This window comes from Persicobacter diffluens (assembly GCF_036244895.1).
GTDB classification, from domain to species: domain Bacteria; phylum Bacteroidota; class Bacteroidia; order Cytophagales; family Cyclobacteriaceae; genus Persicobacter; species Persicobacter diffluens.
This window is the reverse complement of sequence record NZ_BQKE01000006.1, coordinates 196,056-221,760: the sequence shown is the minus strand read 5'-3', so window position 1 is coordinate 221,760 and position 25,705 is coordinate 196,056. Positions and strand designations below refer to the sequence as shown.

Genomic DNA, 25,705 nt, shown 5'->3' with positions numbered 1-25,705 from the left:
CGATACCTCACTTCTTATATTTCGAAATCCATCTCTATTGATGAATATTACAGTTCATTTAGGTTATTTAATTGCCTTTTCAGGTTAGTTTTAGCTTAAGTAACCGTCTTATATTATAGCATAAACACACCAATCCCCATTCATGGCTTACCTTCTTTTCTCCCCTAAATGAAAATCTCCTGAACCCAAGAGCTTCTTTAATGATGCCAAATATTGGTTCAATTTTGTACTTTCGTTTCCGATAAATCTCCTCCTCTGTTGTTGTTCGGTTGTTTAATCTTTCTTCAAGTTCTTATTGTGTTTCCGCCTTTGACTTTGGTACTATGGGCTTTATCCCTTCCGGACAACCTTTAATATTATCATCTGAATAATATCCCCAATCAGCGGCAACTACCTTTATTCCTTTCTTCAATGCTTCTGGTACACTATCAATGGCTGGTAAAAACTCCCTTTTATCATTGGCGTGATTATTACAATATTGCCCCACAATTATCATGTCCTCATTAGCAACCGCCTGTCCATTATAGCATTGTTCAAAACCATTTTTGGATTTCATTATGCGAGACTCCTTATCTGTAAAATTGACCTGGTCTTTATCCTGCGGAGTTTCTGAAGGCTTTCCGGGAGACCCTCGTCTTGGCTTTTGGCCGGTTTTACGAGCTTTTTCTTCTCTCTTCTTTACCTTCTCTTCGGAATCCTTAAGTTCGTCATCATATGCTTCTTTTCTTCTGGATTCTGTGGTGGCTTTGACTTCCTGAATTTTCTTTAACCGCTCTTTACGTCGCGCTATCTCCTCCGGAATATTGACCGATACCTCTTCTTCGTCCAGCTCAACGGCCTTTTATAGCGTTGCTATTTCCGCTTTTAGTTTTTTTTCAAGCTCTAAAGCACGTTTATACCTCATTGCTTTGTGTTTTGAAGCATTTGCCTGAATCTTAGTGCCATCAACAAATACATTTCCCATCCTGACCAAACCCATTTGGGAGCCAATCATCAAAATCTCAACAAACTAATCTTCAATTTTATCAAGATGGGTCTTTCTGAAATTTGCAATCGTGTCGTGATCAGGGTGAAGATTACCAGCGATAAACCGAAAAGCGACTGTGTCGTTAGTGGCTGCTTCAATTTTGCGAGAACTAAAAATGCCTGTACAATAGCTATAGAAGATTAACCCAAGCAATAGCCTTGGGTCGTATGGATCTTTTCCATAGCCTTTATTGCTGGCATAGGCAGATGAAAGATTGAGCTGATCTATTATTTCGACGACAAATCTTGCCAAATGATTTTCAGGTAATCATTCATTGACATCATGAGGCATCAAATTGTATTGTTTTCTATCTCCTCCCCGAAACTTTATCATGCTTTGATTTACAACTTTTTTAGGAGTTAGTTAAATCTGACAGACTCCTAGGTGGAAAAGATGGGCTTAATTCGTATTCTTGTCAGATTGGATATTCCGGTGATATTGACACTCCTAATTCCTTTGTCAAATGAATTTATGTTTTATTGGATTCCGCTTATTTGTATTTCTTGCTTTATTGATGTAAAGAAATAGTCTTGGCTTGTTGATCAACTGTCCAAAAGGAATCAATAATTATCATCACCAATCTAGACTTTAAAAAATGGTATTAAATATTCCTTGACCCTGTGCAAGTAGTATCACTAGCCGACTGGTTGACTCACAAAGCTCGTTTGATCAATATGGATGGAGCGTCTTATCGATTAAGTGAGACAATGAATCTTACACAACAGGCATAATTTATTGAAAACAACCATGGGCTTTTGGCCCATTAGTTTTACTTTTTTGGGATCCTTTTCGGTTGGAAGGGTGGTACCCATTTGGTTGGAGGTTACAGGTTCAGGTAGGAGAGGGGCTAATCAATTGATAATACTGAAAAAATGGTGGGGGAATTGGGCCAAAAATTCTCATAAGTGATAGGCCAATTTTGTGTGATTTTTAATAATGAAAAATATGGGAAATTTTACAGTTAATGAAGTGCTGAATAGGAGGGGAGGAAGTGATGAAATAGCCAAATTTTCGTCTACGAATTAATTTATTGATTATAAGTCAGTTATTGATTGTCGGGTTTTGAGAATATGTCCGGTAAATTGTTAATTCTAGAGACATATTTAACATAATGTAGTGGTGTCTTTTACATTTCTTTGGATACATAACTAATGATGACACAGTATTATTTTCAAAGTCGTTTTTTCAAAATTTTCTTAGTGGATTCAGGTTGCTAGTTTTAATTCTAACTTTTTGGTATATCCATACGTCCTTAATCCGAATTATAATTAAGTCCTCATTTATCTGCTTCGTTGGCTAAAACATGAAATAGGGAACTATTCCTTCATTTTTTACCACCTCACTGGTAAACGACGGATATGCCGGCCTAAGCTGACACTCCCACCGGCTTCAAATTCTGAAGATTCATCCGGAGCAAGCAGACAGCCCTAATTCGTATCACTCCGAAATTTGGGGCATTTCGGTAAAAATGTGCAAATTGCGGCATGAGTGAAATGGAGATTAATAAGTCAGTATTTAGTATATTTTTACCCGAGGGTATTTTGGAGTTTTTCGATATTGTTAACCTTAGTGAAGAAGGTGGCATCATCATCATTCATTTGGATGAAAAAGCGATAATTCCTAAAGAATATGAAGGGCTGGATCTTCAGGATAGAGGGTTTTATGCCGCTCGGAAATTGCAGGACTTTCCTATTCGGGGTAGAAAAGTACAGCTTAGTATTCGCCGCCGCCGTTGGTCCGAAAAAGGGAGTGATAAGAAGGTTAGTCGGAATTGGGATATGATTGCCAAGGGCAGTAGATTAACCGCGGAATTCGCGGCTTTTTTAAAAGAACTTGGTCGATAACCACCCGATTACTTTTTCGAGCCTTGAGCTTCATCATGGTGTATCCTCTAAGAATTTCAATCATACCTATAAAAAGCATTTAAGTGAATATCGCACTTGGGATAAAGAGGATAAGAAAGAGGCCGAGGAGGGCGTTATTTTTGCTAAAAATATTTCCGCCTACATGGGGATAGATGAGGTCTGTCTAAGTAATGGGGAACTTTTACCATATTGCTTAATAAATCGGCTAGAGGGCGAAAAGGCAGTATTGTGGCCATCATCAAAGGCACTAAATCGGAAGATATTATTCAGGCCGTCCGACAGATTCCTAAAGCATTGCGAGACGGGGTAAAAGAGGTTACTTCGGACTTATCACCATAGGGCAAACGCATCAAGTTAAAAACTATTGAGAAATTGGTTTATTTTTGCCCTATGAATACACCCACGACTATTTTTTCAGGAGTAGAAGACCCTCGCCAAGAGTGGAGATGTCTTCATCCATTAGAAAATATCCTTTTTATCGCCTTAGCAACAATGATTTGTAATGGCGAAGATTTTGAAGATATGGTAATTTTCGGAGAGCAAAATTATGAATGGCTAGCCGAGTGCCTTGATTTATCGAATGGTATCCCATCTCATGATACCTTTAATCGAGTTCTACAAAGATTACGACCAGACTCATTGCTGAATAGTCTCAAAGAAGATGGGCAACAATTACTGGACGTTGTAAATGAAAAGCAGGTGATTTTAGATGGGAAAAAATTAAGGGGAGTTTCTCCAAATCAAAAAGGGAATAAAGGTTTATACATATTAAGTGCTTGGGTTGGTGAAAATAATATTTGCATAGGCCAACAAAAGGTTAAAAATAAAAGCAACGAAATTACAGCCATTCCTGAATTACTTGATAGCATAGAATTGGCCGGCGCTACGGTGAGTATTGATGCGATAGGGTGTCAAAGGGAGATTGCTCAAAAAATAACACAAGATTGTGATGCTCAATACTTTCTTTCGCTTAAAAAAAACCAGAGGAACAGTTATCAGATTGTTGAAGATGCATTCCGCTTCCACAATCCTAGCAAATTTGACTTAATGATTGAAGATGGGCATGGAAGAAAAGAAGAACGTAAATGCACTATAATTTCAATGGCATCTTTGCCGGAAGAGGAGCAATTAACTGGTTGGGAAGGGCTAAAAACTATTGTTAAGATTGAGAGTAATCGAAATGTTAAAGGGAAGGAAAGTAAGCAGGTTAGATTCTACATGAGTTCTGAAGAAATTTCAGATCCAAAATACTACAATTTATTGGCAAGAGGACATTGGAGCATAGAGAATCAACTGCACTGGCATTTGGATGTGACATTTAATGAGGATGCTTGTAGAGCCAGAAAGGATCATTCCGCTGAAAACTTAAATATCCTCCGAAAAATCGCACTGCAGAGAATTTCTAGAATGGATGATAAACTCAGTAAGAAAAAGAGGAGATACAAGGCTTCAATGGATCATAACTACCTTATATCCATCATCTCCTGATGCGTTTGCCCTATTATCACCAAGCATGAATCTGATTATTCAAAAGTGTTTTGCAAATGCAGACACCACATTGGATCGATTTCACATTCAGCAATTAGCCTCAGAGGCAGTGCAAAAGATCCGAATAATTCATCGCTGGGAGGCTATTGAACAAGAGGCTGAGGCGATAAAAGAAGCGCGTGAAAGTGGGGAAAAACACAAAGCAGAGCTCTACTCCAATGGTGATACAAGAAAACAACTACTTACCCGAGCGCGACACTTATTATTCAAACCCTGCAGCAAGTGGACTGCCACCCAAAAAGAGAGGACTAAAATTTTGTTCTCCTAATATCCTGACATAAAAAAGGCATACAACTTGAGTATGGGATTAAGGGCTATATTTGAACTGAAAATAACACCTGGAGTCGCCAGAACAAAACTGGCCCAATGGTATGAGAAAGCCGATAAGAGTGGCTTCAAATCCTTCAAATCCTTTGAATCATTGAAGGCCACTTTTTATGAAAGCTCTGAAAAGATCGTGAACTATTTCAAGTTCCGGAGCTCTAATGCTGCGTCGGAATCCTTTAATGCAAAATTGAAGAATTTCAGGAAAGATTTAAGGGGTGTTTCTGATTTACCTTATATGATTTCCAGAATTACGAAAGTGTTTGGGTAGGTCCTGGCCCCCTAAATTCGGACTGAGCCAATTTCTCTATTAGAATGAGATGTTCTGATTGCAGGAAATGCAGTATGTAGGTTCTAAATCAAATGTTTTAGTTCTTGTGTTAGAGGACGCATTCAATGAAGTAATCTCCAGTTGGATGGGTACCACTTAGGAGTCCATTAAAAATAAGATATGATACTTTAACCTAAAGGAGTTAGGCTCTGTTTTTTCGCTCCAAACCAGAGATATTACTAACTTTACTCCAAATTCTATCCAAAGATCTATTTTTCGTGAGCCCCTTCAGCAAATGTTGTTTTTTTTTTTGCCCTAATCTAGTTCATTCTAAAGAGGACTATTTCTAACTAGTTTACATATAAGCAATTAAATTTTTTTTTGAAATAAGCTAAAATAAGTCTACATCATATACTAAACTATTGATTTGTATAATATTATGAAAAGGAAAGTTAGAGTGGATAAGATTAATGGAATATGCGATTTAAACCAGCTTTAAGCATAGCCAAATTTGGGCCAATATAAATATGAAAACAAATTATTATGGGCTGAAATTAAGCGCTTGCACTTAGTTGATGAATTTAGCGGTGAATAATTCGGCTTAAGTCATGGATTATACCTTTTAGGGTATATTTCATGGCTTTTCTTTTGTTTTATACCCGCAAGGGATTAAATTAATGTTTTAGGAGATATATACACCTGATCGGGTATAGTTATGGATTTAATAAGCTTTGTGAAATCGATGCGAAAGGAATACGGCATTACGCAGGAAGAGTTGGCTCTGAAAGCAGGAGTGGGCCTCCGCTTTGTCCGTGAATTAGAACAGGGGAAAAAGACTTTACGCATGGATAAGGTCAACGAAGTACTTGCCTTATTTGATCATCAATTAGCGCCCGTGCCCAAAAAGTTAGAAAACCATGAATAGAAAAGCGAAAATATTATATCACGGAAAGGAAGTTGGTCTTTTAGAAGAAGTAGAGGAGGGGTATGCTTTTTTATATCGAAAAGAATACCTTGAATCACCTCATTTTGGGGCGATTAGCAAAACATTACCTCTTCAGGAAAAGCCATTTATATCCAATATATTATTCCCCTTTTTTGATGGTTTAATTCCGGAAGGATGGCTATTGAGTTTTGCCGAGCGCAACTGGAAGCTCAACGGAAGAGACCGAATGGGCCTCTTACTACATTGTTGTCAGGATTGTATTGGAGCCGTAAGTGTAATGCCATATGAGTAATTGTTTACTATGCTATAAGCCCTTGAAGGTTGGGGAGGTCGATTATCATCCAAGATGTGTAAAAACTTTTTACCAGCAAAAAGAAGTGCCGGAATTAGATTTTACCATTGAGGAATTAGACGACTTGGCTCAACAGGTGGTAAATGAACATATTACCATCACGGGGGTCCAGCCAAAATTGTCCCTGGCCATTACTTCAAGTGAAGATATAGAAGCTAAGGATCGTTTCACCATCGTGGGATTATGGGGGAATTATATTTTGAAACCTCCATTTGAAACTTATCCTCAATTACCGGAAAATGAAGATTTGACCATGCATCTTGCCCGTTTATTTAAAATCCCCACGGTGCCCCATGGTCTGATTCGGATGAAGTCCGGTGAACTGGCTTATATTTGTAAAAGAGTCGACAGAACGACCGGCGGAATGATTCATATGGAGGATTTTTGTCAGTTGAGCGAACGCTTAACCGAAGACAAATATAAGGGCTCCATAGAACAATTGGCTCAGGTGATTCAGGCATTTTCCAGTCGCTCCGGTTATGATCTGTTGTCCTTTTTTGAATTGACGGTTTTCTGTTTTCTGACTGGAAATGCGGATATGCATCGTAAAAATTTCTCACTCCTATATTCGAATAAGGAAATGCAATTACTGGCTCCTGCTTATGATTTGGTGAATACAAAATTAGCCATGCCTCAGGATTTGGAAGAGATGGCCTTGATGCTCAATGGTAAAAAACGAAAGTTGAAAAAATCCGATTTTGAAATGTTTGGATTGAAAATTGGCCTCAAGGAAAAGCAAATAGTGAATACCTTTAAGCGGTTTTCCAAACTAGCAACAAAAGCCGAAGAATTCGTCGCAGAAAGCTTTTTGGACGAGGAAAAGAAAGGGCAGTATCTGGAAATAATGCAAGAACGGTTTAAAAGGTTGGGGCTTACATAAGTAGGCACTTATGAAATGATAACAGCAAATTGTTTTATAGAGATTTGTTTATTTCCAATCTTTTGACACGACCCAATTGACATTGAATGAGGAAATAGGATATAAGGTTATCAAGGCTGCTAATGGAAAAAGCATTGATATTAAGAGCGTGATTAAAAGCACACCATCCGGCTGCAAAATTGAACTACTGGAAACGATTTAGGATGATTTTTCAACAATAGGGCTGCTATTCTTTCAAAATCAAAGGGTATCGCTTCTGCAATGTTCAAATTCTCGCTCCGAATTTTGGCTTTTGAACACGCTTTTATTTTAGAAAGAGGGTTTGTGGTGAATGGGTTTATATTGATTTCGCTAATATTTTATTTTACATAATTGTTCTTCTTGTGAAGGTGTGTAGCGTCCTAAAATTACTTGACACCAATAATGTAATTCATTGATTTCAAGCATTATGACTAAAGTACAAAAAGAAAAAAATCCATTAATGCTAAAGAAAAACGGACATTTGTTCAAAAATATTTCAGGGCGATACACTACAGCACCTCGATGGAAACATTATTGATCGCTACCAGATTGTCAGCCATCTTCGGCAATGTCTTCAGTTCGATATACAAAAATTTGGTGCCTGCAGGAATTTGATACACCCCATAGGATCGCTTGGACTCTCCTACGGGAGCAGCAAGCCCCATCGGTAGCCAATTGGGACTTGGATCACAGGGAATTATTTTTCCATCCTTATGGTCCCCTTCGTGCACATCGAGCAAAAATCCATGCCAGGAGAATCCCTTTCCATTCAGGGTAAGAAAGCTCACTTCAGCCGAAACACGGATACTTTTTCCGGCAAGTGATGAAGCGTCAATCTTTTGCCCAATAGATTTTGTTGCTCCTTTTTGTGGTTGCACTGCAAGCACGACCGCCGGACTTTTTTTCCCATTGAGGGTAATTTCTCTTATGGAGGAAGGCTTAAAAGCCACATGTTCATCCGTAGATTCCCAATGGGCAGTGCCTTCCTCAAAACTGTTGTTCTGTAATAGGTCGGTCAGCAGAGCAGGTTGAGGTGTTTTGAAAGAAGCTTCGAGCTGACCAGTCATCGGTTCTAAAGCGAGATTATCAATCCAGGCCTCTCCTTGGCTGTCGTTGTAGCAAGCCACCAACAGTTCTCCTGTCATTGGTCCAGGATAGGGGTTTTCTACCTTAAAAGAGAGTTCATAAGGGTGCCACTTGTTATCTCCAAGAATGTCAATTTCATGTTCATGGGTTGCCTGTTTATTTTGTTCGTCTCTGAAGACGGGTTTAATGATAACCTTGAGGTCATTTTCGGATTTGGCCATAAAACTTATCTTCCATTCGCCCAACTCAGTGGTCAGAATTTCAAGGTGTTGGTATTTATCCTGAATCAAGTGCCAGGCTTTGTTGCCTCCTTTAGTGTAATTATTGGAATTATCGACCGTAACATTCACAGCCCGACTAAAGTTCCCGCCATAGATAGCGTTTTCAAAATCTCCGGGCCAGTAAAGATTTTGTCTTTGATTAACCTGTGCTGGCTCCGAGCAGGAAATCATTAAGAGGATGAACAGCAACAGCTGTAAAAAATAAATGTTCTTATTCGTATTCATATTTATAGATAAAATTCCTACTACATTGCTTAGGAGTCATAAAACCGTAATTGTTCTTCATGTGAGAATGAACAATTGGCCCTTAAGGATCAAAGCTGATCATATGGTTGCTGAGCGCGGGATTGACTACAATCAATTGAATGTTCTAATTGAATACTATCTTTTGATAGTGGTGCACATATAGGATGTGCGGCAAGCTTTTATACCTAATTTTCTCTGAAAAATAAGAGCAACCTGCTGAGGTAATGATATTGGATGTTTTCATTTATACCCCTGAAAATGATGAAAAACCACCGTCGATAGGAATGATGGTGCCCGTGATAAACGAAGACGCTTCTGCACAAAGGAAATGAATGGCGCCGCAAAGTTCTTCGGGCTTGCCGAAGCGGTTCATCGGTGTTTTTTGCATGACCAATTCCGATCGCTTCGTCAGGCTGCCGTCTTCATTAATTAAAATTGCCCGATTTTGATGGGTAACAAAAAAACCGGGAGCAATGGCATTAACCCGAATCTGATCGCCAAACTTGCTTGCGAGCTCTTGAGCCATCCACTTGGTGAAATTATCAACAGCCGCTTTGGCAGCGCTATAGCCCATTACTCGGCTGATCGATTGAACCGTTGCCATGGAGGAGAAATTGATGATCGATCCTTTCCCATTATTGGCCATCGCCTCGCCGAAAACAAGGGTAGGGTAAACAGTCCCCAAAAAGTTTAGGTCATTCACCATTTTAAAGTCCTGACGATCCATCTTGAAGATATTCGAGTCAGGTGAAATGTTGGCGCCTTTTCTGTTGCCACCTGCAGCATTGATTAAAATATCAATTTGATCGACCTGTTCCATGATGGCACTCTTGGTGCTGAGCAAGTCATCTTCCTCCAAGACGTTACATAAAAAACCATGCACATCACCGTAAGCTTCCAGTTTGCTGACCGCCTTGGTAAGTAGCGTTTCATTGTAATCAAGAATAAAAACTTTTACCCCTTCTTTGAGTAAATAGCCAGCAATTTCCAAACCCAAAACGCCTGCACCGCCAGAAATAACAGCGGTTTTATTGTCAATAGTAAACAGTTGATTCATGAGATTTTCTTTTTTGATCAATGTTCAAATCGACGGCCTAAAAAAGGGTTATGGATAGGTCTTTTTGTCGGACAAATCTGCTTTTTTGTTAAGGCTTCCTATACCAATTGGCATTGGCAAAATTAAAAATTGAGTTTGGTCAGTGTCTAAGATATTTTGAGTCTAGAGCATGTTTAAAAATGCACCAGCCGGCCCTGAATTCAAATTTTCGCTGCGAACTTTGGCTTTTAAACACACTATAATAGAAAGAAAGCCACCGTACAATTATGTATAGTGGCTTTTTGATTTTACTTTCTTATCCCGAATTATTCACCGATAAATTTAGAAACCTTTATAAAATTGCTTCTTTTCAACTTAATAAGATTGGTTTGCTGATTTAATGATAGCCCATTGTAGAGCAAGCTTGCTTTCTCCTCTTTCATTTGTTTCGTTGGAATAAACTCGAAATAGGAAGCTATTCCGTCATTTTCCCGCCTAACAGCAAAAAGAGGATTTAAGAAAGAATAATTTGGCTTAACCTAGGCCTGTACCTCCAGTTTTGAGGCCAGGTATTGTTTGGGGCCAATGCCAAACTCTTTCTTGAAACATCGTGCGAAATATTTAGGGTCATTGAATCCTACCGAGTAGGCGACCTGTGCGGTTGATAATTTTTGTCTGACCAACATTTTGGCGGCTAAATTCAGGCGGCACTGTCTGACAAATTCATTCATCGAAACACCCAGGAGTGATTTCATTTTGCTGTATAGCCACGAGCGGCTGACGCCAAGGTTTTCACAAAAGAATTCAATATCCATGGCTGAATTTTCAATATTATCTTCAATTAGATTTTTGATTTTATTGATAAATTCCTGATCCTGTGGGTTGTCGTCATTCAATTTATGAATACCTTCGCCCCAAATGCTGTTGCTGGAATGCTCGATCATGCTATTGCGCTGCTGCAACCAGTTTTTTACTTTCAGAAAAAGCTCCTCTGCCACAAAAGGCTTGGTGATGTAATCAGAGGCGCCTGCTTCCAGCCCTTCAAGTTTATCCCTTTCCGCATCTTTGGCAGTGATCAATATGATTGGAATATGGCAAATTTTATCATTGGATTTTATTTTTCTACACATCGTCAGGCCATCCATCTCCGGCATCATGATATCTGATAATATAAGGTGGGGTTGTTCCTTTTCTATCAGTGCTAAAGCCTCCTGTCCATTGCTTGCTTCCATTATATTGTATAGTTGCTCTAGTTGTTGGTATAACAAGTAGCGTAAATCAGCATTATCTTCCACGATCATGATCTTGGGCTTGATGATCTTATCGGCGATTTTGAGGATCTCATTTTGCGAGGATTGACTGTTAATAGCATAGGTTTTCGGGGAGTCTTCCGCGGGATCTTTTTTAATGATGGTTAAGGGAATGTTAATAGTAAAAGTGGTGCCGTGATCCTCAAATTGGTCCTTATATTTACTTTCTACCGAAATATTTCCTCCTAACTTATCAATTAATTGCTTGACAATAGACAGCCCGATTCCGGAACCGGTGGTAGCGTCTGCATGCTCTGAAAGGCGATAATAGCGGTTAAAAATTTGGTCGATTTTTTCTTCTGGAATACCCGCTCCGTTGTCTGATATTCTTACTTCCAGCCCCTCGGCTTTCAATTGGGCATTAAACAGGATTAGGCCTCCATCTTTGGTGTATTTAATACTGTTATTTAATAAATTATAAATAATTTTATTTAATACATCTAAATCATATTGTGCAATGACATGGTCGAGTTCAGATTGAAAAATAATTTCAATATTTTTTTGTAGGGCCAAATGTTTAAATGCATCGTATATCGTTTCGAAGTGCTTGCCCAGGTGATGGGGGGCTTCTTTAAATTTAATGGCTCCTCCATCAATACGAGAAAGCTCCATTATTTGCTCTACTAAATTGAGCAGCAGTTTTGAGTTTCTGCCTACAATCTGGATCAATTTTTTATCCGCTAAAGTTATGGTAGTAGATTTCAGGAGTTCTTTTACCGGCCCCTGAATTAAAGTTAATGGAGTTCTGAATTCATGGGAAACATTCGTATAAAAATCCGATTTGATTTTGTCTAGGTTTTTAAGTTTTTCGGATTGATCATATAATTTTTCATAGGCACTGGCATTGGTGATAGCGATGGAGGCATAAGAGGCCAGGTTAGAGAGTAAACTTAAATCCGTTTGCGTAAAGGCATTGAGTTTATAGGAGATGGCCACCAGTACACCCAATGTTTTTTTTCCCCGGAAATTCAGGGGAAGATATACCCCTGAGGAGGTTTTGTCCTGGTATTTGCGATCCGGAAACTTTAAGAACTTCTCGGTATCCACCCGCAGATCATGACTGATAATGGCCTGATTATGACGCACCACATAAGCAGATAGGCGGCTTTCAGACCTTAGATCAATTTGATCCTTGATCATCTCCTGCACATTGCCATGGATTCCCCATAAGGCGAGCTGGCCGGTTTTTTCATTGACCTGACCAATCATCATTTCATCGATGTCCACCAGTTCGGAAATATTCGAATAAATTTCCCCGAATACGCGATTAAGCTCTACATTGGAGGTGATTTTCCGTCCCATTTCCGCCATTAATTCAATATTCAGCTTTTGTTGACTTAATTCATGCTGTCGGTTTTGTAGTTCCTTATTCTGATTGACCACTACTTCTTGTTGCGCCTGCAGCTCCTCATTAACAGAACGCAGTTCCACATTAACGGCTTTCAGTTCGGCGGTTCGTTCCTCTACGGTTTTGGCTAGAATTTTTTTACTTTTATTGATCAAGTGAATGTAAATAATCACAAAGGTACTTAAAGCTCCCAGAGCGAGTAAAAAGAGTAAGCTTTTGAACCAGGCGGATTGATACCAGGGCGGAGCGATTTGTATCTTGGTTTTAGAAAGCTTATTGGACCATACGCCATCAGTATTGGCGGCCATGATTTCTAAAGTATACTGTCCCGGCGAGAGGAAAGGGTAGTTGATCTCGTTCTCACCGAAGGCGGTATAATTCCACGTTTTTTCCAGCCCACTAAGGCGATATTTGTATTTTATCTTTTTTGGAGTACGGAAGTCCAGCGTAGAAAGCGTTGCGGAGAAACTATTGGTCCTGTAGGCCAAATTGATTTCATGTTGTGTTTTGAGCTGAAGCAATAATTGCTCCCGGAATTTAGGAGCTTCGGTAGTATTTTTATCCCCGCCAATTTCCAAGCTGGAAAGGATCACCTGAGGTCTGGAGGGATCAATGGCCATTTCTTCAGGGTGAAATTTCACGATACCTTTACGATCTCCGAAATAGAAAATCCCCTGCTCATCTTTAAAAAAAGCGCGTTCGTTAAATTCATTGGAGAGAAGGCCATCCTGCTGTAAATAATTAGTGAATTTATCGGTGGTCACCTCCAATCGGCTGATACCATAATTGGTGCTCACCCATATATTTCCGGCATCATCTTCCAGTATACCGTGTAAAATATTGGAAGGCAAACCATCCTTCACCAAATAGGTTTGCAGGGCTTTGTTTATAGGGTTAAAGCGGTTCAATCCATAACGAGTGGCGATCCAGATCTCCCCATTCCGCGCCTGATATATTTCCTTAATCTCCAGGCTTGATAAGGCCTGATTTGCATGAAAGGCGTTAATGGTTGCTGTGGTAGGATTATAAATATAAATACCTTCTTTCACGGATCCTATCCAGATATGGCCTTCCTTAGATTCCATTAGGGCATAATTGGAAGATTTAAGCATTTCCGGATTTTTTACCAGGTCGGAAAGGTTACGAAAAAACGATTCTCCCCTCTTTTTTACCTTGATGCCGCCGGTGATGGAGGCAAAATAGGTATCCCCATTGGTGACTGTGAGGATGGAACGAGGAGACCAGGAGTGGAACTCTGTACTGTCCTCAGGCAAATGCTGATGGTAATGTTTAAAAGTCTCGGTTTTTAAGTCAAATTCAGACACCTTTCCTTCGAAAAAGCCTACCCATAATTTATCCTGGGCGGTAGGTTTTCCCATTACGCCCACTACGCTGGAGGGGATGGCATTGGGGCCGTCGCCTCGTTTATAATGTTTAAGTAGATTAAAATGCTGGTCGAAAATATAAAAAGACAATTGTGTACCCACATAAATTTTGTTGCCTTTTCGGCAAATGGAATGGATCATATGGTCCGATTTGGGAAAGTGGGTAGGTCCAAAATGTTCGAAAGGTTTCCTATTGAGGTTACATTTCATCAAGCCTCCTTTACTGGTGCCTATCCAAAGCACTTGGTCCTCACTTTGGTGAATGGAGGTGATTTTGTTGAAAGAATACCCATTGGAGGTCAATTGACTTTCATTGTACTCTATTAACTCACCGGTGGCAGGGTGGTATTTAAATAAGCCTATGTGATCTTCTAATCCACCCGCCCAAATATTACCCTGGTCATCCTGAATTAGCCGTCCTATCGTGGGCATTGGATAATTTTTTGTGATATTCTCTACCACATTGCCTTGTTGATCTAATCGAAAAAATCCTTGATGCATTCCCAGGTAAAGATCAAAATTACCCGCCACCAATAAACTCAGGACGCCCTGATTTCGAATGTGTTCTATTTGGTCACTTCCAGTCAAAATACCCTTTACCGAGGAAAAGGTATAGTCTTCTTTTAACTCAAAGCGGTAGAGGCCATTGGATTTAGTCCCTGCCCAATAGGTGCCCATCGCATCCTTGGTTAAAATTACAATTTGTTTGTTGGTTAATGGCCCACCCAGAGAGCGGAAAGTCTCGGTTTTGAGGTCCAAAAGGTTGAGGCCGGCATTGGTGCCTATCCAGAGGAGGTTTTCCCCTTCCAGAAATAGCGCTGTGATGATGTTCCCATTTAGTCCGTGGGTTTCTTTATAATAGCGTTTAACCTCTTTGCTTTCAATATTGATGCGATTTAGGCCATTCATAGTGCACACCCATAGGTGCCCGTCAGGAGTTTCCTGCATGCTGCGCTGATCGGTGTGAATTTGATAGGAGGATAACACATGGGAAATGGTAGAAGAATCTCCGGCAGTATGCACAAAGTTGTAAAAATCTTCCGTGTTGGGATCATATACGCTGATCCCCCCATTCTTAAATCGAATCCAGAGTTGATTACGGGAGTCCACTAATAATTCGGAAATCCACGAACTTTGAATACTTTTAGGGTCTTCTTTATTAGGCTTAAAAACTTTGAAATGATAGCCATCGTAGCGAAGCAGACCATCTTGCGTGCCAAACCACATATAGCCGGTTTTATCCTGAGTGGTATTGGTAATAAGAGAATGCGAAAGCCCCTCTTTTCGGGTAAATGTTTCAAAATTTATATTTTCAGCGAGGGTGATTCTGGTCGAAGTCACTACTATTAACAGCAGGAAACAGGAAAAAAGGTGTTTCATTGTACTGAGATTAAAAAGTCGAAAGGATAAAAAATATACATTGTTATTCATCCAAATTCAATCTAATTCTGGAAATAGGAGACAAATCGCTAAAACGAGGCCCTGATTGAAATAGAGCGGCATTCCGCTTCAATTTTTATGCAGTCCTCTTGTTTTATGGAGCAATGTTTCCCGTTTATTCCATCTTAGTAGCTCGGATGACATACTTAAAGTAAACATTCCAAAGAATATATTTACTCTTTTGTCGTCGTATTGGTGATTTTTCTCCTTTTTTTGGAGATCCATACCTTCTGCTGGCTTCCTAAATGGTTGAATAATCCTTCCTTTAGTTTAAAGGGATGATGGGTATTCACCTACATAAAATAAATTTTTATACTCTTTCCTTTCCGCCCCGCAAGCTTAATTCGTGCTTTATCAATACTTGTTTGCTATGAAGCATTTGCTAATATTTTTTAATATAGTGGGCTTAAATTTTTTAACAGATTATTTCACGGAAGGGGATGATAGCTCCCGGCTCCCAAATATTGTATGGTTCATGAGTGAGGATAATAGCCCATTTATCGGGGCCTATGGTGATTCACTTGCGGTGACCCCTAACCTTGACCGCCTGGCAAAGCAGGGCATCACTTTTCAGAATGCTTTTGCCAATGCACCGGTTTGTGCGCCTTCGCGCTCTTCGATTATCACGGGAGTTTTGCCCACTTCTATTGGTACGGAGCATATGCGATGTAAGGTGGAGATGGATTCTTCCATTGTTTACTTTCCTGCACTTTTAAGGGAAAACGGATATTTCACCACGCTAAGATTTAAGAAAGATTATAATGCTTCCTGTCCAAAAAATGTCTGGGACAAGGATGATTTTTGGGACATCAATGAGTCTTTGGAAGGGCGAAAGGAAAAACAACCCTTCTTTATATTTTACAATACGTGGATCAGTCATGAGACACGTCTTCACCCACAAAAAGACCGCTATAAATATTTTCGGGACAGTTTCGAGTATATCGACAGTACTGAGGTCGAAGGGTGGATAAGCAACCTTACCCATATCCAGCCTGAGCAGGTAAAAATCCCTAAATATTTGCCGGATATTCCTGAAGTCCGAAATGACTTTGCCTCCTATTATGAATTCATGGCGATGATGGATTTGGAATATAAATATGTGATGGATTATCTTGAAAAAATCGGTGAGCTCGACAATACGATCATCATTTATTCAAGTGATCATGGTGGGGTGCAGGGAAGAAGCAAGCGATTTACCTTTGAGTCTGGGCTTAAAATACCACTGATTATTTATATTCCTCCGAAGTTCCGGGGTAAGGAACTCAAAAATATCGAACAGCAATTAGTCAGTCTAATCGATATGCCAGCCACTATCCTGTCTATGGGGGGCGTTAACCCTCCGAAATCCTATCAGGGGCATGATATTTTTGGCAAGCAGGAGGATCGATACAGCTATGGCTTCCGTGGGCGGATGGATGAAAGTCTTGACTTGGTAAGAAGCCTGCGCGATAAGCAATATCGATATGTCCGTAATTTTTATCCACAGCATCCAAACGGGATTCACATTAATTTTCTTTGGAAAGCCGAAGGCGTCAAGGCTTGGGAAAAAGCATTTAATAATCAGCAGACGGATGAATTTTCGTCGGCATTTTTTGAGCCACGGACAATAGAAGAGCTGTACGACTGCGATGCAGACCCTGAAAACATTCATAACCTTGCTGCTGACCCTTCTTTCAAAAGAATACTGAACCGATTCCGTAAAGCGTTGAAACAGGAAATGGAACGAACCAATGACATTGGGTTTATTCCTGAGGCTGATTTTTATGCTCATTGTCAAAAACAAAAAATCCCATACACTTTATATGCTAAGACACAGCCCATGAAAGTAATCAGAGCAGCGGCATGGGATGCAACTTCCACAGATGACTTTTCTGTTTTGAGTAAACTGATGCAAAGTGAAGTGGATGCTGTCCGGTTTTGGGGAGTGAATGGGTGTATGTTACAAAAGAAATTGCCACCGCATATCGTTGATCAACTCAAAGATATGCTCGATGATACCAATGCGGCAGTGCAAGCGAGTACTGCAGAGGTACTTTACACGCACGGCTTTACGGCCGATGCTTTAGCGAAGATTGAGCAACTCCTACAACATCAAAATCCTTTCGTGGCCCTGAGGGTGATGAACTGTATCGAAGTGAATCAGATCAACAATGCTTCCATCAAAAAAGTCATACAATCACTAAAGCTCTATGACAAGCAGGAATATGGAGGAGAATACATCAACAATAAGATCAACTTTTTAAGAGGGAACTCTATCGGAACAAAATAAAGGAAACGACTGATAATGGAGGTGGTCTTCATTGAGTCCTCTTAATTAGAATATTATTAATCCAAAACCAGCTCGATAATGAATTAATTGAGCAAAAATAAATTTACAACTATGAGCAATGTGCAAGAATTAGCATCCATGATCGATCATACGATCCTTCACCCACAATTAACGGACAAAGATTTGGAAATTGGCTGCCAGGTAGCGGCCAAATACAATGTTGCTTCCGTTTGTGTGAAGCCTTTCGCAGTGGACCAAGCCAAAAAATTATTGGCAGGAACAGCCGTTAAAGTAGGTTGTGTGGTAGGTTTCCCTGGCGGAATTTCATCAATCGATGTAAAAGTTTACGAAACGGTACAAGCGATCAAGGATGGTGCACAGGAGATCGATATGGTCATCAACATCGGCAAGGCGATGCAAAAAGACTGGGCTTATTTGAAAGAAGAGATCAAGGCTTTGGCAGACGCTTGTCATGAGCGTGGAGCATCTTTGAAAGTGATTTTTGAGACGGATTATATCACGGAAGAGGCGTCAATCGTTAAGTTGTGTCAGATCTGTACAGAGGTAGAAGCGGATTACGTAAAGACTTCCACCGGTTTTGGATTTGTTAAAGGTGATGATGGCCGTTTCAGCTATGAAGGTGCTACTGATCAGGTGCTTAAATTGATGAAAGCGAGCGTTGGACCGAACGTAAAAATCAAAGCTTCAGGCGGTATCCGTAGCCTGAAAAGACTTTTGGAAGTCAAAGAAATTGGTTGCCACCGCGCAGGAGCGACAGCAACAATCGATATGTTAGAAGAAGCGATGGCTCAGTTAGCTGACTAAGCCTGAAGGCACCTATTTTTTATCAGCCACACATCATTTTTAACTATGAAGAATATATTGGTTATTGGTTCATCCAACGTGGATTTGGTAATGAAAATGCCACGATTGCCTCAAGTCGGTGAGACCGTTACGAATGCAAATTTCCACCAGTATTTTGGGGGCAAGGGAGCAAATCAGGCCGTGGCAGCCGCCCGTTCGGGTGGGGAGGTTACTTTCATTACCGCAGTGGGGAAGCAGGATAATTATACTGCGGAGATGATCAGCAATTTTGAGAACGATCAGATCAATTGCGATCATGTCGAGTATATTGATGGAGTCAACAGCGGATGCGCCTTTGTGATGGTTGGTGAAGAAGGGCATAATTATTTGGCAGTGGACTCGGGCTCAAACCAAAAGTTGGCCCCCACTGCTGTTTCAAAAAATGAGGCACTGATTCATGATGCCTCCGTGGTGGTTTTGCAAAATGAAATCCCTGAGCAAACCAACGAGTTGATCATCTCGGAAGCGGTGGCACACAAGACGCCAATTGTCTGGAATTATGCGCCGGCGATCCCGAAGGACAAAAAGATTTTTCAGGGCATTGACTATCTGATTGTCAATGAAGTGGAAGCGGCCTTTATCACCGAAATTGCTGAGATCTCGCCGGAAAATGCTCAGCAAGCCATGATGGCCCTGTTGAAGCTGGGTGTTAAATGTGCGATCATCACCATGGGTGGTGACGGCGTTGCTTATGCCAATGCAGAAGGGGCGGGTTTTGTGCCGGCCAATAAAGTAAAGGTTGAGGACACCACTGCAGCAGGGGATACCTTCTGCGGATGTTTCGCCAAGGCGATTGTTGATGGTACGTCCATTCCGGAGGCGATTGTCTTTGCCAATGCAGCAGCGGGGATTACGGTCCAGCGATTGGGCGCGCAAAGTTCTATCCCGACACAACAAGAGATTGAAGATTTTTCACATAAACCTGAATCGTTTTGAACAGTAGCCTATATCAATACATCAATAAATTAGCAGCAACTGCAACCTCCCAAGAAGAGGTTTTTGGATTGCTGTTTTCTCAGATTGGTTATCATCCTGACCGCCCGATCAAAGTTATTTTACGCTTGCCGGCAGCCTATGAATTTGAACAGGGGAGCTGTCATTTGGTCGGCGAGCAATCTGATACAGCTTATGAACAAAACTGGGTCAAATGGGGAAATGTATGGGGGGCGCAGTGGTGGATCGCCACTTTTAAAGGCGTTGCCGAAGGGAATTACCATGTGGAGCACCGATTAGGTGCAGAAGTGATGATCCGCGATGGGCGATGCACGGTTAAAAAAGACATTTTGTGGGACGACACTTACAACTACTGTTCGGTAGATATGCTTCAGCGTCGTTTTCACTTTACAGGATTGCAAATGGGTTGGCAGGATGCAGGGACCAAATGGGCCGAGTCTCCAGCGCAGTCTTCTATGTTGATGGGCTTGCTGAACATGTACCTCAACGGCGGTGAACTTTATGATGAGCAGTTCAAAAAATCATTGGAAGAGCAAATTATTGTTGGAGCCAATTATATGGTTGCTACCGCCGATTATGCCGCAGCAAAAGGATATGCAACAGGGAGTTTTGTACACGATTTACTGGAAAACAAAAAGGTCGTATTGCCTAATGATGCCTCCAAAGCGGTTTTGTCATTGATTCAGACTTATCAGGCATTGCCCGACTATGCAGAGAAGAAAAATCTTAAGTCTTACATTTTGAAAGGATGGGAATATCTGCGCAGCACAACGTCTCCTCAGTTTGGGTTCAGTACGGTTCAAAGAGGTATTGATGCTGATATTCTTCCACCAGAAGGGGAGTGGCCAACACGGGAATTGTTCAATTTCGTGGCGATTATTGTTGAGGGGGACAAAAATAAGTTAATCTCCAAGCAGGGAGTCAGTACTTATCTGAAACAATTGCGTGACCGACAGCTCAAAGCGGAAAATGCGGTACAGGGAATTTATGGGGTATTCAAAGAATTTGATACTACCGATCACCTTGAAAGCATGTGGGTGCATTCGATCCTTGACCATGTTTATGGCGTAGATTCGGGCGGATTGATTCCACCACGTATTTTGGACTTACTACAGATTGTCAATGGGGATTTCAGTGAAGAAGATAAACAATTGGCTGAAGACATTATCCATGATTTTGCCTATGGATTCCTGATTCCTGCGGCGCGACAAAATCCGTTCTCTTTGTTGCCAAATACCGTCAAACTGAATGGGGATTGCGTATGGTTTGCCGGACCGTTCCACGGGATGAACAGCATTTACGGGTATTTAGCAGAGACCTGTTTTGCCTTGAGCAAACATTATCAAGAAGATGAATTTGAGCAGATTGCCTATGGTAATTTGCAGTGGATTGCAGGGCTAAACTCCGGTTTGACACAGGAGGCACAAGACGTGGGTTGTGTGGTTTGCAGCACCGACCAACCTAAAAATACGGCTATTCCAGTAGGGATGATTTGCGGAATTGGTAACCGTACTTTCGGTACTTGGTTCCAGTCGAGAGGCGTTATCACCAGCGGTTTTTCAGTGGGTGCACCTTTCGTATTGGATGTAATGGCAACCAAAAAAAATGACCGGCCACAATCGTTCACCGATGAGGAATGGATCCCTCATTCGGCGGGTTGGCTACATGGCACCATGAAGCTAAAGCAGTTAAGTAACAGTTGATTAGGTGCCGGATAAAAAGTAAAAAGGGGGTATTTATTTGTCCACCTATTTTCGCATACAGCTAGACATTTTTGCCTAAAAACGTAAAAAGCGAATCAACAATAGTAACTTTGGGTTCCCACACCAACAAAGATCTATGTTCAATTCGCTTCACAGCAAACTTACGCAAGAATTTCCAAAATGGGGTAAAGCTTGCTGGAAAAATGTACTCGCTTTAAGTTTAGGTATCATCCGAAAAGGAACCGTATGTCTTAATAAAGTGAAAGATTGCATAGGTAGCATTTTAGAAAATCAGAGTACTTCCGCCTCTGGTCATTACAAACGCTTAACCCGCATATTTACGGAATATTCTGACACCCATTTATGGAGTGATCTATTGCAATTATCCGCCATGCATATGCATAAAGGTGGGGATTTTTTGATGGTGGATGGCACCAGTTGGAAGCAAGGGGATCGCACTTTTCATTTCATGACCTTGGCAATTTTGTATAATGGAGTAGCTGTGCCGATCTATTTCATGAATCTGGAAAAGAAGGGCATCAGTAATCAGGAAGAAAGAATTCAGTTGCTTGAAGAGGCGTCAAAGTTATTCAATCTTGAAGGCAAAATTCTCTTGGCTGATCGTGAATACGCAGGACAGAAATTCATCAAATACCTTGAGGATAACGGCTTTAAATATGTGCTTCGGGTAAAAGAATGCAACTTTAAGAATCAGTGGAATGAAAAATCTATGACGAAAGCGCAAATGATTTCAAAAGTCATAAATAGTAAGGTGAAGGGCAAAACGATGTCCGCTAAGATGAAGTTTGAAGCCGGAGACAATTGCTGGATGGTCATCAAGAAAAGTGAAGATGCGGAAAAGGAACCTGTGATTTTCCTTCTGACAAATCTATCTAAAAACGCATATAAAGTAGCTGAGGACTATCGGAAGCGATGGCAAATTGAGACATGTTTCAGACATTTGAAGACCAATGGTTTTGACCTTGAAAAAATGAATGTTCAGGGAGCAGATAGATGCCGGTTAATGATGGCTATTGTCGTTTTTGCATATTCGGTATCCATAGCTCATGGGTTGAAAAAGTACAAAAGTGTTAGTCTGAAAACTTATGCCAATGGTAAAAGGTACAGATCCATTTCCGTTTTTCGAAAAGGAGTCGAATGCATCGCAGAAGCTGATTACAGAATAGAAAATTGGGGCGAGTATATCCTGATTCACTTCTTAAGCCATGATCGGAAAATTTGCCCCAAATCAATAAATGTCTAGTTGTATGAAGAATTCCCTAAAACAAAGGCGCAACGCTGCTGGATGCATAAAACCGGCAATGTTTTGAATTGCTTACCCAAATCGGCTCAACAAAAGGCTAAGGACAAAATCCATCAAATATGGATGGCCGAAACCAAAGACGAAGCCGATAAAGCATTTGACTTATTCATAGATACTTATGAGGCAAAGTATCCGAAAGCTGCAATTTGTTTACAAAAAGACCGTGATGAATTGCTGAATTTTTACGACTTTCCCGCCGAACATTGGCAAAGCATCCGAACCACCAATCCGATAGAGTCCGCTTTTGGGACGATCAGACATCGTACGAAGCGATCAAAGGGTTGCTTGGATCGGGACGGAATGCTCCATATGATATTCAAACTCGGCATGTGTGCGGAGAAAAACTGGAATCGAATACGGGGCTATAAAACCATTGAAAAAGTAATCAGAGAAGTTAAATTTAAAGACGGCGAAGAGATCAAACAGGCCGCTTAACTTCGACTTCCTGAACACCACTTTTGGGCATAGCTCCCTGCTATAAATTGAGGCTTAAATTGAAATTTGGCTAAATTTAGATTATACCCTACCCCTATCCAAAATCAGAATATCATAACTTGCTGGTATTCTGATTTTTTTTGATCTTTACCGAGAATCACTACCCTACCCGTTCAAATTTTTTCAAAATGAAGGCAATTTACATCCGAGTATCCAGCGAAGGTCAGAACATCGCGATCCAAAAAGGAGAAGGCAAAGAATTCATCGATAAGTGCTCCGGCACCATCCCGTTTTTTGAGCGGCCAGCCGTTAAGAAACTTACCCGCGCCATTGAAGCGGGTAAGATCTCAGAGTTGGAGGTTACCCGCCTGGACCGTTTCGGTCGGAAGGCAGAGGATGTGAAGCAAGCGATCAATTGGTTTGGGCGTAGGAAGGTGCAGGTGATTATTAAGAATCAGGGATTGGTATGCTTCAATGATCGTTGGTCCCTGACCCCTGCTACCCGGATGATCATCGGGGTACTGGCTGAGTTTGCGGAATTTGAGCGGGAGGTAATCAAAGAGAAGACCCTTGCGGGTATCGCCCTGGCGAAGGTCGAGGGGAAATTCAAGGGCAGAAAGCCTGGCTCGAAAAACATCCGGAAGCACCATCAGTACGATAGTGTGATGGCGCATTTGGAATCAGGTAAGTCGGTTACGGAGATTCACCGACTCACTGGGGTGAGCCGGGTGAGTATTGCGAAATGGAGGGATCAGGGAAAATCTTCCTAATCGTCACTAGAAACACAGCATGTCGAAAAAATTTGAAAATTCCGCCACTCTTTTAACCTATGATGAAAAAAATCGATTTTTTCGACACTCCATGTTTTAATGACGGAAATATCGAAAATATTCAACAGAGCTAATACAGCACCTTTTTCCCGCCCCACTAGTCGTAGTCTTCGCACGCTGCATCAAATAGTCCAGTAGAAATCACCGCGGCGACTACGACTAAGTCCACGGAATTTCCGTTCCCAGACTCCACTTCAATAATCACCCCGGCTGATTATTATGCATACCCCATAATAATCCACTTGGCCACCCGTCTGATAAACCTACAATACAAAAGCATTTACCCCTCTATTGATCTTTTGTTCATCCTAATCTTATCACCAAAAGGAAATGGATCATAAAAAATAAAAGGATCATTAGAATACATGCAGGTATTTAATTTTTAGGGGTAATCTCTTTTTGGGGAATGCACTATATCAGCCGTTAATCGTTTATAAAATATAAATAAACTAATAATTGATTGATTTCAAATGATTATTTCTTTGATGTAAACGGCAGTATGTCTCCGGGGAATTGTAGTAAAAAGACGTTTTATGGCTTAATTAGATTATGAAAATTTATTCAATTGATTAAAATTGAAATTTCATTATTGGAGATGGTTTTACTTTGTTAACCACTGATTTATAGGCATTAAACCAGATTTTAGTGGTTTTTGTTTTTATCTCTCAGCTTGCATTAAAGCGATATCCTTGCCATATAAATTTAGAAGGCATGATTTTTTACATAAAAAACAAGAAGAACGCTTGCGCGCATGTGATATTTGTGTAAGATTTACTTAGTAAAGTAATAAAACAAATTGGAGTAAAATCTTAAAATTTAATTTTACTAAGAATTATGAAGATGGAATTCATGAATTTTCCCTTTAAAAAGGGATTATTAGCTTTGGCTACAGCAGCCCTGTTTTTAACCTCTTGCGGTGATGATAAAAATGATCCGGATCCTGGAAATGGCACAGATCCTGAAGTACCGGAGGAAAAATTCACTCCTGGTTTGGCAATTACCATTGCTACAGATTATGAGCGTATATATGCGGAGGGAGATGAAAGCATTGCAGATCTTTTCACGGAAAGTGATGTCGTGAAATTTGAGGTGAACTGGGTAAAGGAAGAAGGGAAGACCTATGTGAACATGGATGACCCACAGTTATTCGTGGATATGGAGGGTACAGCAACTGAAATCACCCTTGTCGCAAGCGGAGATGCTTATGTATCGGAAGAGTTAAGTGAACTTTTCAAAGACCAGATGCTAGAGGTATATGAGCTAACGGCTAAAGCGGAAAGTACTGATGCAGAAGCGGCAGAACCTAATGCCTCCAGCGAGGCAACGGTTGAAATTGGAAAATTTGGAACCATGACTTTGGGCGTTTTCGGTGATTTCGAAGACAATAATGTCTACAAAACCGTGAAAATTGGGGATCAAATCTGGATGGCGGAGAATTTGAGAACGGAGAAAAAAAATAATGGGGATAGGCCGTATATGGGTGATGAAGGCGAAGTTGAAAATTTCTCTGAAATTTACGGACACTCCTATGTATATGATACGGAGATGATTTCATTACAAACCGCTTTGGAGCAATCTGGTTGGCATGTGCCTTCAGTGGAAGAGGCCAGAACTTTATTTACAACTTTAGGGGGGATAAAAGATAGTGATGAATGGTATGGTAGTTATTCCAATATTATAAATGATGTTGTAAGTAGCGATGTGCAATTTTGGAATTTCTCTGGTGACTTTTTGGGAACTAATTCTTCGGGATTGAATTTTTTAGGAACGGGAATCCCTATTGATGAAAGTGGGCCTGAAATAGATATCTTTAATCTAAAAGAAGTGACCAAAATCTGGCTAACTCCAGAGGTTAATAATTCTCAAAGTGTAATGAGAATTATCAGTGTAAAACCGGATAATCTCTCAGTTTATGGTTCACAACCTGGAGATGCATTTGTTAGACTAGTAAAGTAATCAT

19 protein-coding genes and 3 pseudogenes are annotated in these 25,705 nt (G+C 40.6%); 15 read left to right on the top strand and 7 right to left on the bottom strand.

Features of this window, described 5'->3' with window-relative positions:
* Nucleotides 1-79: 79 nt before the first annotated feature.
* The 4 genes and pseudogenes from AAA970_RS27885 to AAA970_RS25725 form a co-directional block, all read right to left on the bottom strand.
* Nucleotides 80-268, bottom strand: a pseudogene (locus AAA970_RS27885) (transposase); the annotation flags it as partial.
* 24 nt (nucleotides 269-292) lie between these two features.
* Nucleotides 293-556 carry a hypothetical protein gene (locus AAA970_RS25735; RefSeq protein WP_338239795.1) on the bottom strand — a complete coding sequence of 88 codons (264 nt, stop codon included), beginning with the start codon at nucleotides 554-556 and terminating at the stop codon, nucleotides 293-295.
* A 285-nt stretch (nucleotides 557-841) separates the two neighbouring features.
* The gene (locus tag AAA970_RS25730; protein ID WP_338239794.1) at nucleotides 842-964 is read right to left on the bottom strand and encodes a hypothetical protein; all 123 of its coding nucleotides are present in this window, start codon (nucleotides 962-964) and stop codon (nucleotides 842-844) included.
* A gap of 45 nt (nucleotides 965-1,009) precedes the next feature.
* Entirely contained in the window at nucleotides 1,010-1,279 is a 270-nt protein-coding gene (locus AAA970_RS25725) for a transposase (protein ID WP_338239793.1), read from the bottom strand.
* Between the two features lie 1,232 nt (nucleotides 1,280-2,511).
* Here AAA970_RS25725 and AAA970_RS25720 point away from each other — a divergent pair.
* The 7 genes and pseudogenes from AAA970_RS25720 to AAA970_RS25690 all read left to right on the top strand — a co-directional run bounded on the left by AAA970_RS25720 (nucleotide 2,512) and on the right by AAA970_RS25690 (nucleotide 7,213).
* Nucleotides 2,512-2,871, top strand: coding sequence for an ISAon1 family transposase N-terminal region protein (locus AAA970_RS25720; RefSeq protein WP_338239792.1), 360 nt, complete (start codon nucleotides 2,512-2,514; stop codon nucleotides 2,869-2,871).
* 210 nt (nucleotides 2,872-3,081) lie between these two features.
* A complete protein-coding gene (locus AAA970_RS25715) occupies nucleotides 3,082-3,231 on the top strand; it encodes a hypothetical protein (RefSeq protein WP_338239791.1) in 150 nt (49 codons plus the stop codon).
* A gap of 51 nt (nucleotides 3,232-3,282) precedes the next feature.
* Nucleotides 3,283-4,380, top strand: a complete 1,098-nt coding sequence (locus AAA970_RS25710) for an ISAs1 family transposase (protein ID WP_338239789.1) — start codon at nucleotides 3,283-3,285, stop codon at nucleotides 4,378-4,380.
* Nucleotides 4,304-5,035 (top strand): annotated as a pseudogene (locus AAA970_RS25705) (ISAon1 family transposase). The gene AAA970_RS25710 and the pseudogene AAA970_RS25705 overlap by 77 nt, the downstream one beginning before the upstream one ends.
* 715 nt (nucleotides 5,036-5,750) lie before the next feature.
* Nucleotides 5,751-5,960 (top strand): helix-turn-helix transcriptional regulator, encoded by a 210-nt coding sequence (locus AAA970_RS25700; protein ID WP_338239788.1) that lies wholly within the window; start codon nucleotides 5,751-5,753, stop codon nucleotides 5,958-5,960.
* Nucleotides 5,953-6,273, top strand: a complete 321-nt coding sequence (locus tag AAA970_RS25695; protein WP_060690243.1) for a HipA N-terminal domain-containing protein — start codon at nucleotides 5,953-5,955, stop codon at nucleotides 6,271-6,273. The genes AAA970_RS25700 and AAA970_RS25695 overlap by 8 nt, the downstream gene beginning before the upstream one ends.
* Nucleotides 6,266-7,213, top strand: a complete 948-nt coding sequence (locus AAA970_RS25690; RefSeq protein WP_338239786.1) for a HipA domain-containing protein — start codon at nucleotides 6,266-6,268, stop codon at nucleotides 7,211-7,213. Before AAA970_RS25695 ends, AAA970_RS25690 begins: the two co-directional genes overlap by 8 nt.
* 530 nt (nucleotides 7,214-7,743) lie before the next feature.
* On the opposite strand, the gene AAA970_RS25685 is transcribed toward AAA970_RS25690, so the two are convergent.
* The 3 genes from AAA970_RS25685 to AAA970_RS25675 all read right to left on the bottom strand — a co-directional run bounded on the left by AAA970_RS25685 (nucleotide 7,744) and on the right by AAA970_RS25675 (nucleotide 15,306).
* Nucleotides 7,744-8,826 carry a hypothetical protein gene (locus AAA970_RS25685; RefSeq protein WP_338239785.1) on the bottom strand — a complete coding sequence of 361 codons (1,083 nt, stop codon included), beginning with the start codon at nucleotides 8,824-8,826 and terminating at the stop codon, nucleotides 7,744-7,746.
* Between the two features lie 265 nt (nucleotides 8,827-9,091).
* Nucleotides 9,092-9,925, bottom strand: a complete 834-nt coding sequence (locus AAA970_RS25680; protein ID WP_338239784.1) for an SDR family oxidoreductase — start codon at nucleotides 9,923-9,925, stop codon at nucleotides 9,092-9,094.
* 497 nt (nucleotides 9,926-10,422) lie between these two features.
* Nucleotides 10,423-15,306, bottom strand: a complete 4,884-nt coding sequence (locus tag AAA970_RS25675) for a hybrid sensor histidine kinase/response regulator transcription factor (protein WP_338239783.1) — start codon at nucleotides 15,304-15,306, stop codon at nucleotides 10,423-10,425.
* 430 nt (nucleotides 15,307-15,736) lie between these two features.
* Between AAA970_RS25675 and AAA970_RS25670 the strand changes: the two genes are divergently transcribed.
* The 8 genes and pseudogenes from AAA970_RS25670 (at nucleotide 15,737) to AAA970_RS25635 (ending at nucleotide 25,701) form a co-directional block, all read left to right on the top strand.
* Complete coding sequence (locus AAA970_RS25670; protein ID WP_338239782.1) at nucleotides 15,737-17,635, top strand: sulfatase-like hydrolase/transferase; 1,899 nt, start codon at nucleotides 15,737-15,739, stop codon at nucleotides 17,633-17,635.
* A 111-nt stretch (nucleotides 17,636-17,746) separates the two neighbouring features.
* Nucleotides 17,747-18,460: a deoxyribose-phosphate aldolase gene (gene deoC, locus AAA970_RS25665; protein WP_338239781.1), complete on the top strand. Its 714-nt coding sequence runs from the start codon at nucleotides 17,747-17,749 to the stop codon at nucleotides 18,458-18,460.
* A gap of 45 nt (nucleotides 18,461-18,505) precedes the next feature.
* Nucleotides 18,506-19,435, top strand: coding sequence for a ribokinase (gene rbsK / locus AAA970_RS25660; protein ID WP_338239779.1), 930 nt, complete (start codon nucleotides 18,506-18,508; stop codon nucleotides 19,433-19,435).
* Entirely contained in the window at nucleotides 19,432-21,156 is a 1,725-nt protein-coding gene (locus AAA970_RS25655; RefSeq protein WP_338239778.1) for an early set domain-containing protein, read from the top strand. Before rbsK ends, AAA970_RS25655 begins: the two co-directional genes overlap by 4 nt.
* Nucleotides 21,157-21,292: 136 nt before the next feature.
* On the top strand, nucleotides 21,293-22,420 hold the full coding sequence (locus AAA970_RS25650) for a transposase (RefSeq protein ID WP_338239777.1): 1,128 nt from the start codon (nucleotides 21,293-21,295) through the stop codon (nucleotides 22,418-22,420).
* Nucleotides 22,421-22,915: pseudogene (locus tag AAA970_RS25645) on the top strand (transposase); the annotation flags it as partial.
* 188 nt (nucleotides 22,916-23,103) lie between these two features.
* Complete coding sequence (locus AAA970_RS25640) at nucleotides 23,104-23,685, top strand: recombinase family protein (protein WP_338239776.1); 582 nt, start codon at nucleotides 23,104-23,106, stop codon at nucleotides 23,683-23,685.
* Between the two features lie 894 nt (nucleotides 23,686-24,579).
* Nucleotides 24,580-25,701: an FISUMP domain-containing protein gene (locus tag AAA970_RS25635; RefSeq protein WP_338239775.1), complete on the top strand. Its 1,122-nt coding sequence runs from the start codon at nucleotides 24,580-24,582 to the stop codon at nucleotides 25,699-25,701.
* Nucleotides 25,702-25,705 lie beyond the last annotated feature (4 nt).

Excerpts from the sequence above, each read along its gene's own strand:
- AAA970_RS25710 (WP_338239789.1), top strand. The coding sequence starts at position 3,283 with ATGAATACACCCACGACTATTTTTTCAGGAGTAGAAGACCCTCGCCAA.
- AAA970_RS25640 (WP_338239776.1), top strand. The coding sequence starts at position 23,104 with ATGAAGGCAATTTACATCCGAGTATCCAGCGAAGGTCAGAACATCGCG.
- AAA970_RS25650 (WP_338239777.1), top strand. The coding sequence starts at position 21,293 with ATGTTCAATTCGCTTCACAGCAAACTTACGCAAGAATTTCCAAAATGG.
- AAA970_RS25670 (WP_338239782.1), top strand. The coding sequence starts at position 15,737 with ATGAAGCATTTGCTAATATTTTTTAATATAGTGGGCTTAAATTTTTTA.
- AAA970_RS25675 (WP_338239783.1), bottom strand. The coding sequence starts at position 15,306 with ATGAAACACCTTTTTTCCTGTTTCCTGCTGTTAATAGTAGTGACTTCG.
- AAA970_RS25720 (WP_338239792.1), top strand. The coding sequence starts at position 2,512 with ATGAGTGAAATGGAGATTAATAAGTCAGTATTTAGTATATTTTTACCC.
- AAA970_RS25635 (WP_338239775.1), top strand. The coding sequence starts at position 24,580 with ATGAAGATGGAATTCATGAATTTTCCCTTTAAAAAGGGATTATTAGCT.
- deoC (WP_338239781.1), top strand. The coding sequence starts at position 17,747 with ATGAGCAATGTGCAAGAATTAGCATCCATGATCGATCATACGATCCTT.
- rbsK (WP_338239779.1), top strand. The coding sequence starts at position 18,506 with ATGAAGAATATATTGGTTATTGGTTCATCCAACGTGGATTTGGTAATG.
- AAA970_RS25685 (WP_338239785.1), bottom strand. The coding sequence starts at position 8,826 with ATGAATACGAATAAGAACATTTATTTTTTACAGCTGTTGCTGTTCATC.
- AAA970_RS25730 (WP_338239794.1), bottom strand. The coding sequence starts at position 964 with ATGGGAAATGTATTTGTTGATGGCACTAAGATTCAGGCAAATGCTTCA.
- AAA970_RS25700 (WP_338239788.1), top strand. The coding sequence starts at position 5,751 with ATGGATTTAATAAGCTTTGTGAAATCGATGCGAAAGGAATACGGCATT.
- AAA970_RS25690 (WP_338239786.1), top strand. The coding sequence starts at position 6,266 with ATGAGTAATTGTTTACTATGCTATAAGCCCTTGAAGGTTGGGGAGGTC.
- AAA970_RS25695 (WP_060690243.1), top strand. The coding sequence starts at position 5,953 with ATGAATAGAAAAGCGAAAATATTATATCACGGAAAGGAAGTTGGTCTT.
- AAA970_RS25735 (WP_338239795.1), bottom strand. The coding sequence starts at position 556 with ATGAAATCCAAAAATGGTTTTGAACAATGCTATAATGGACAGGCGGTT.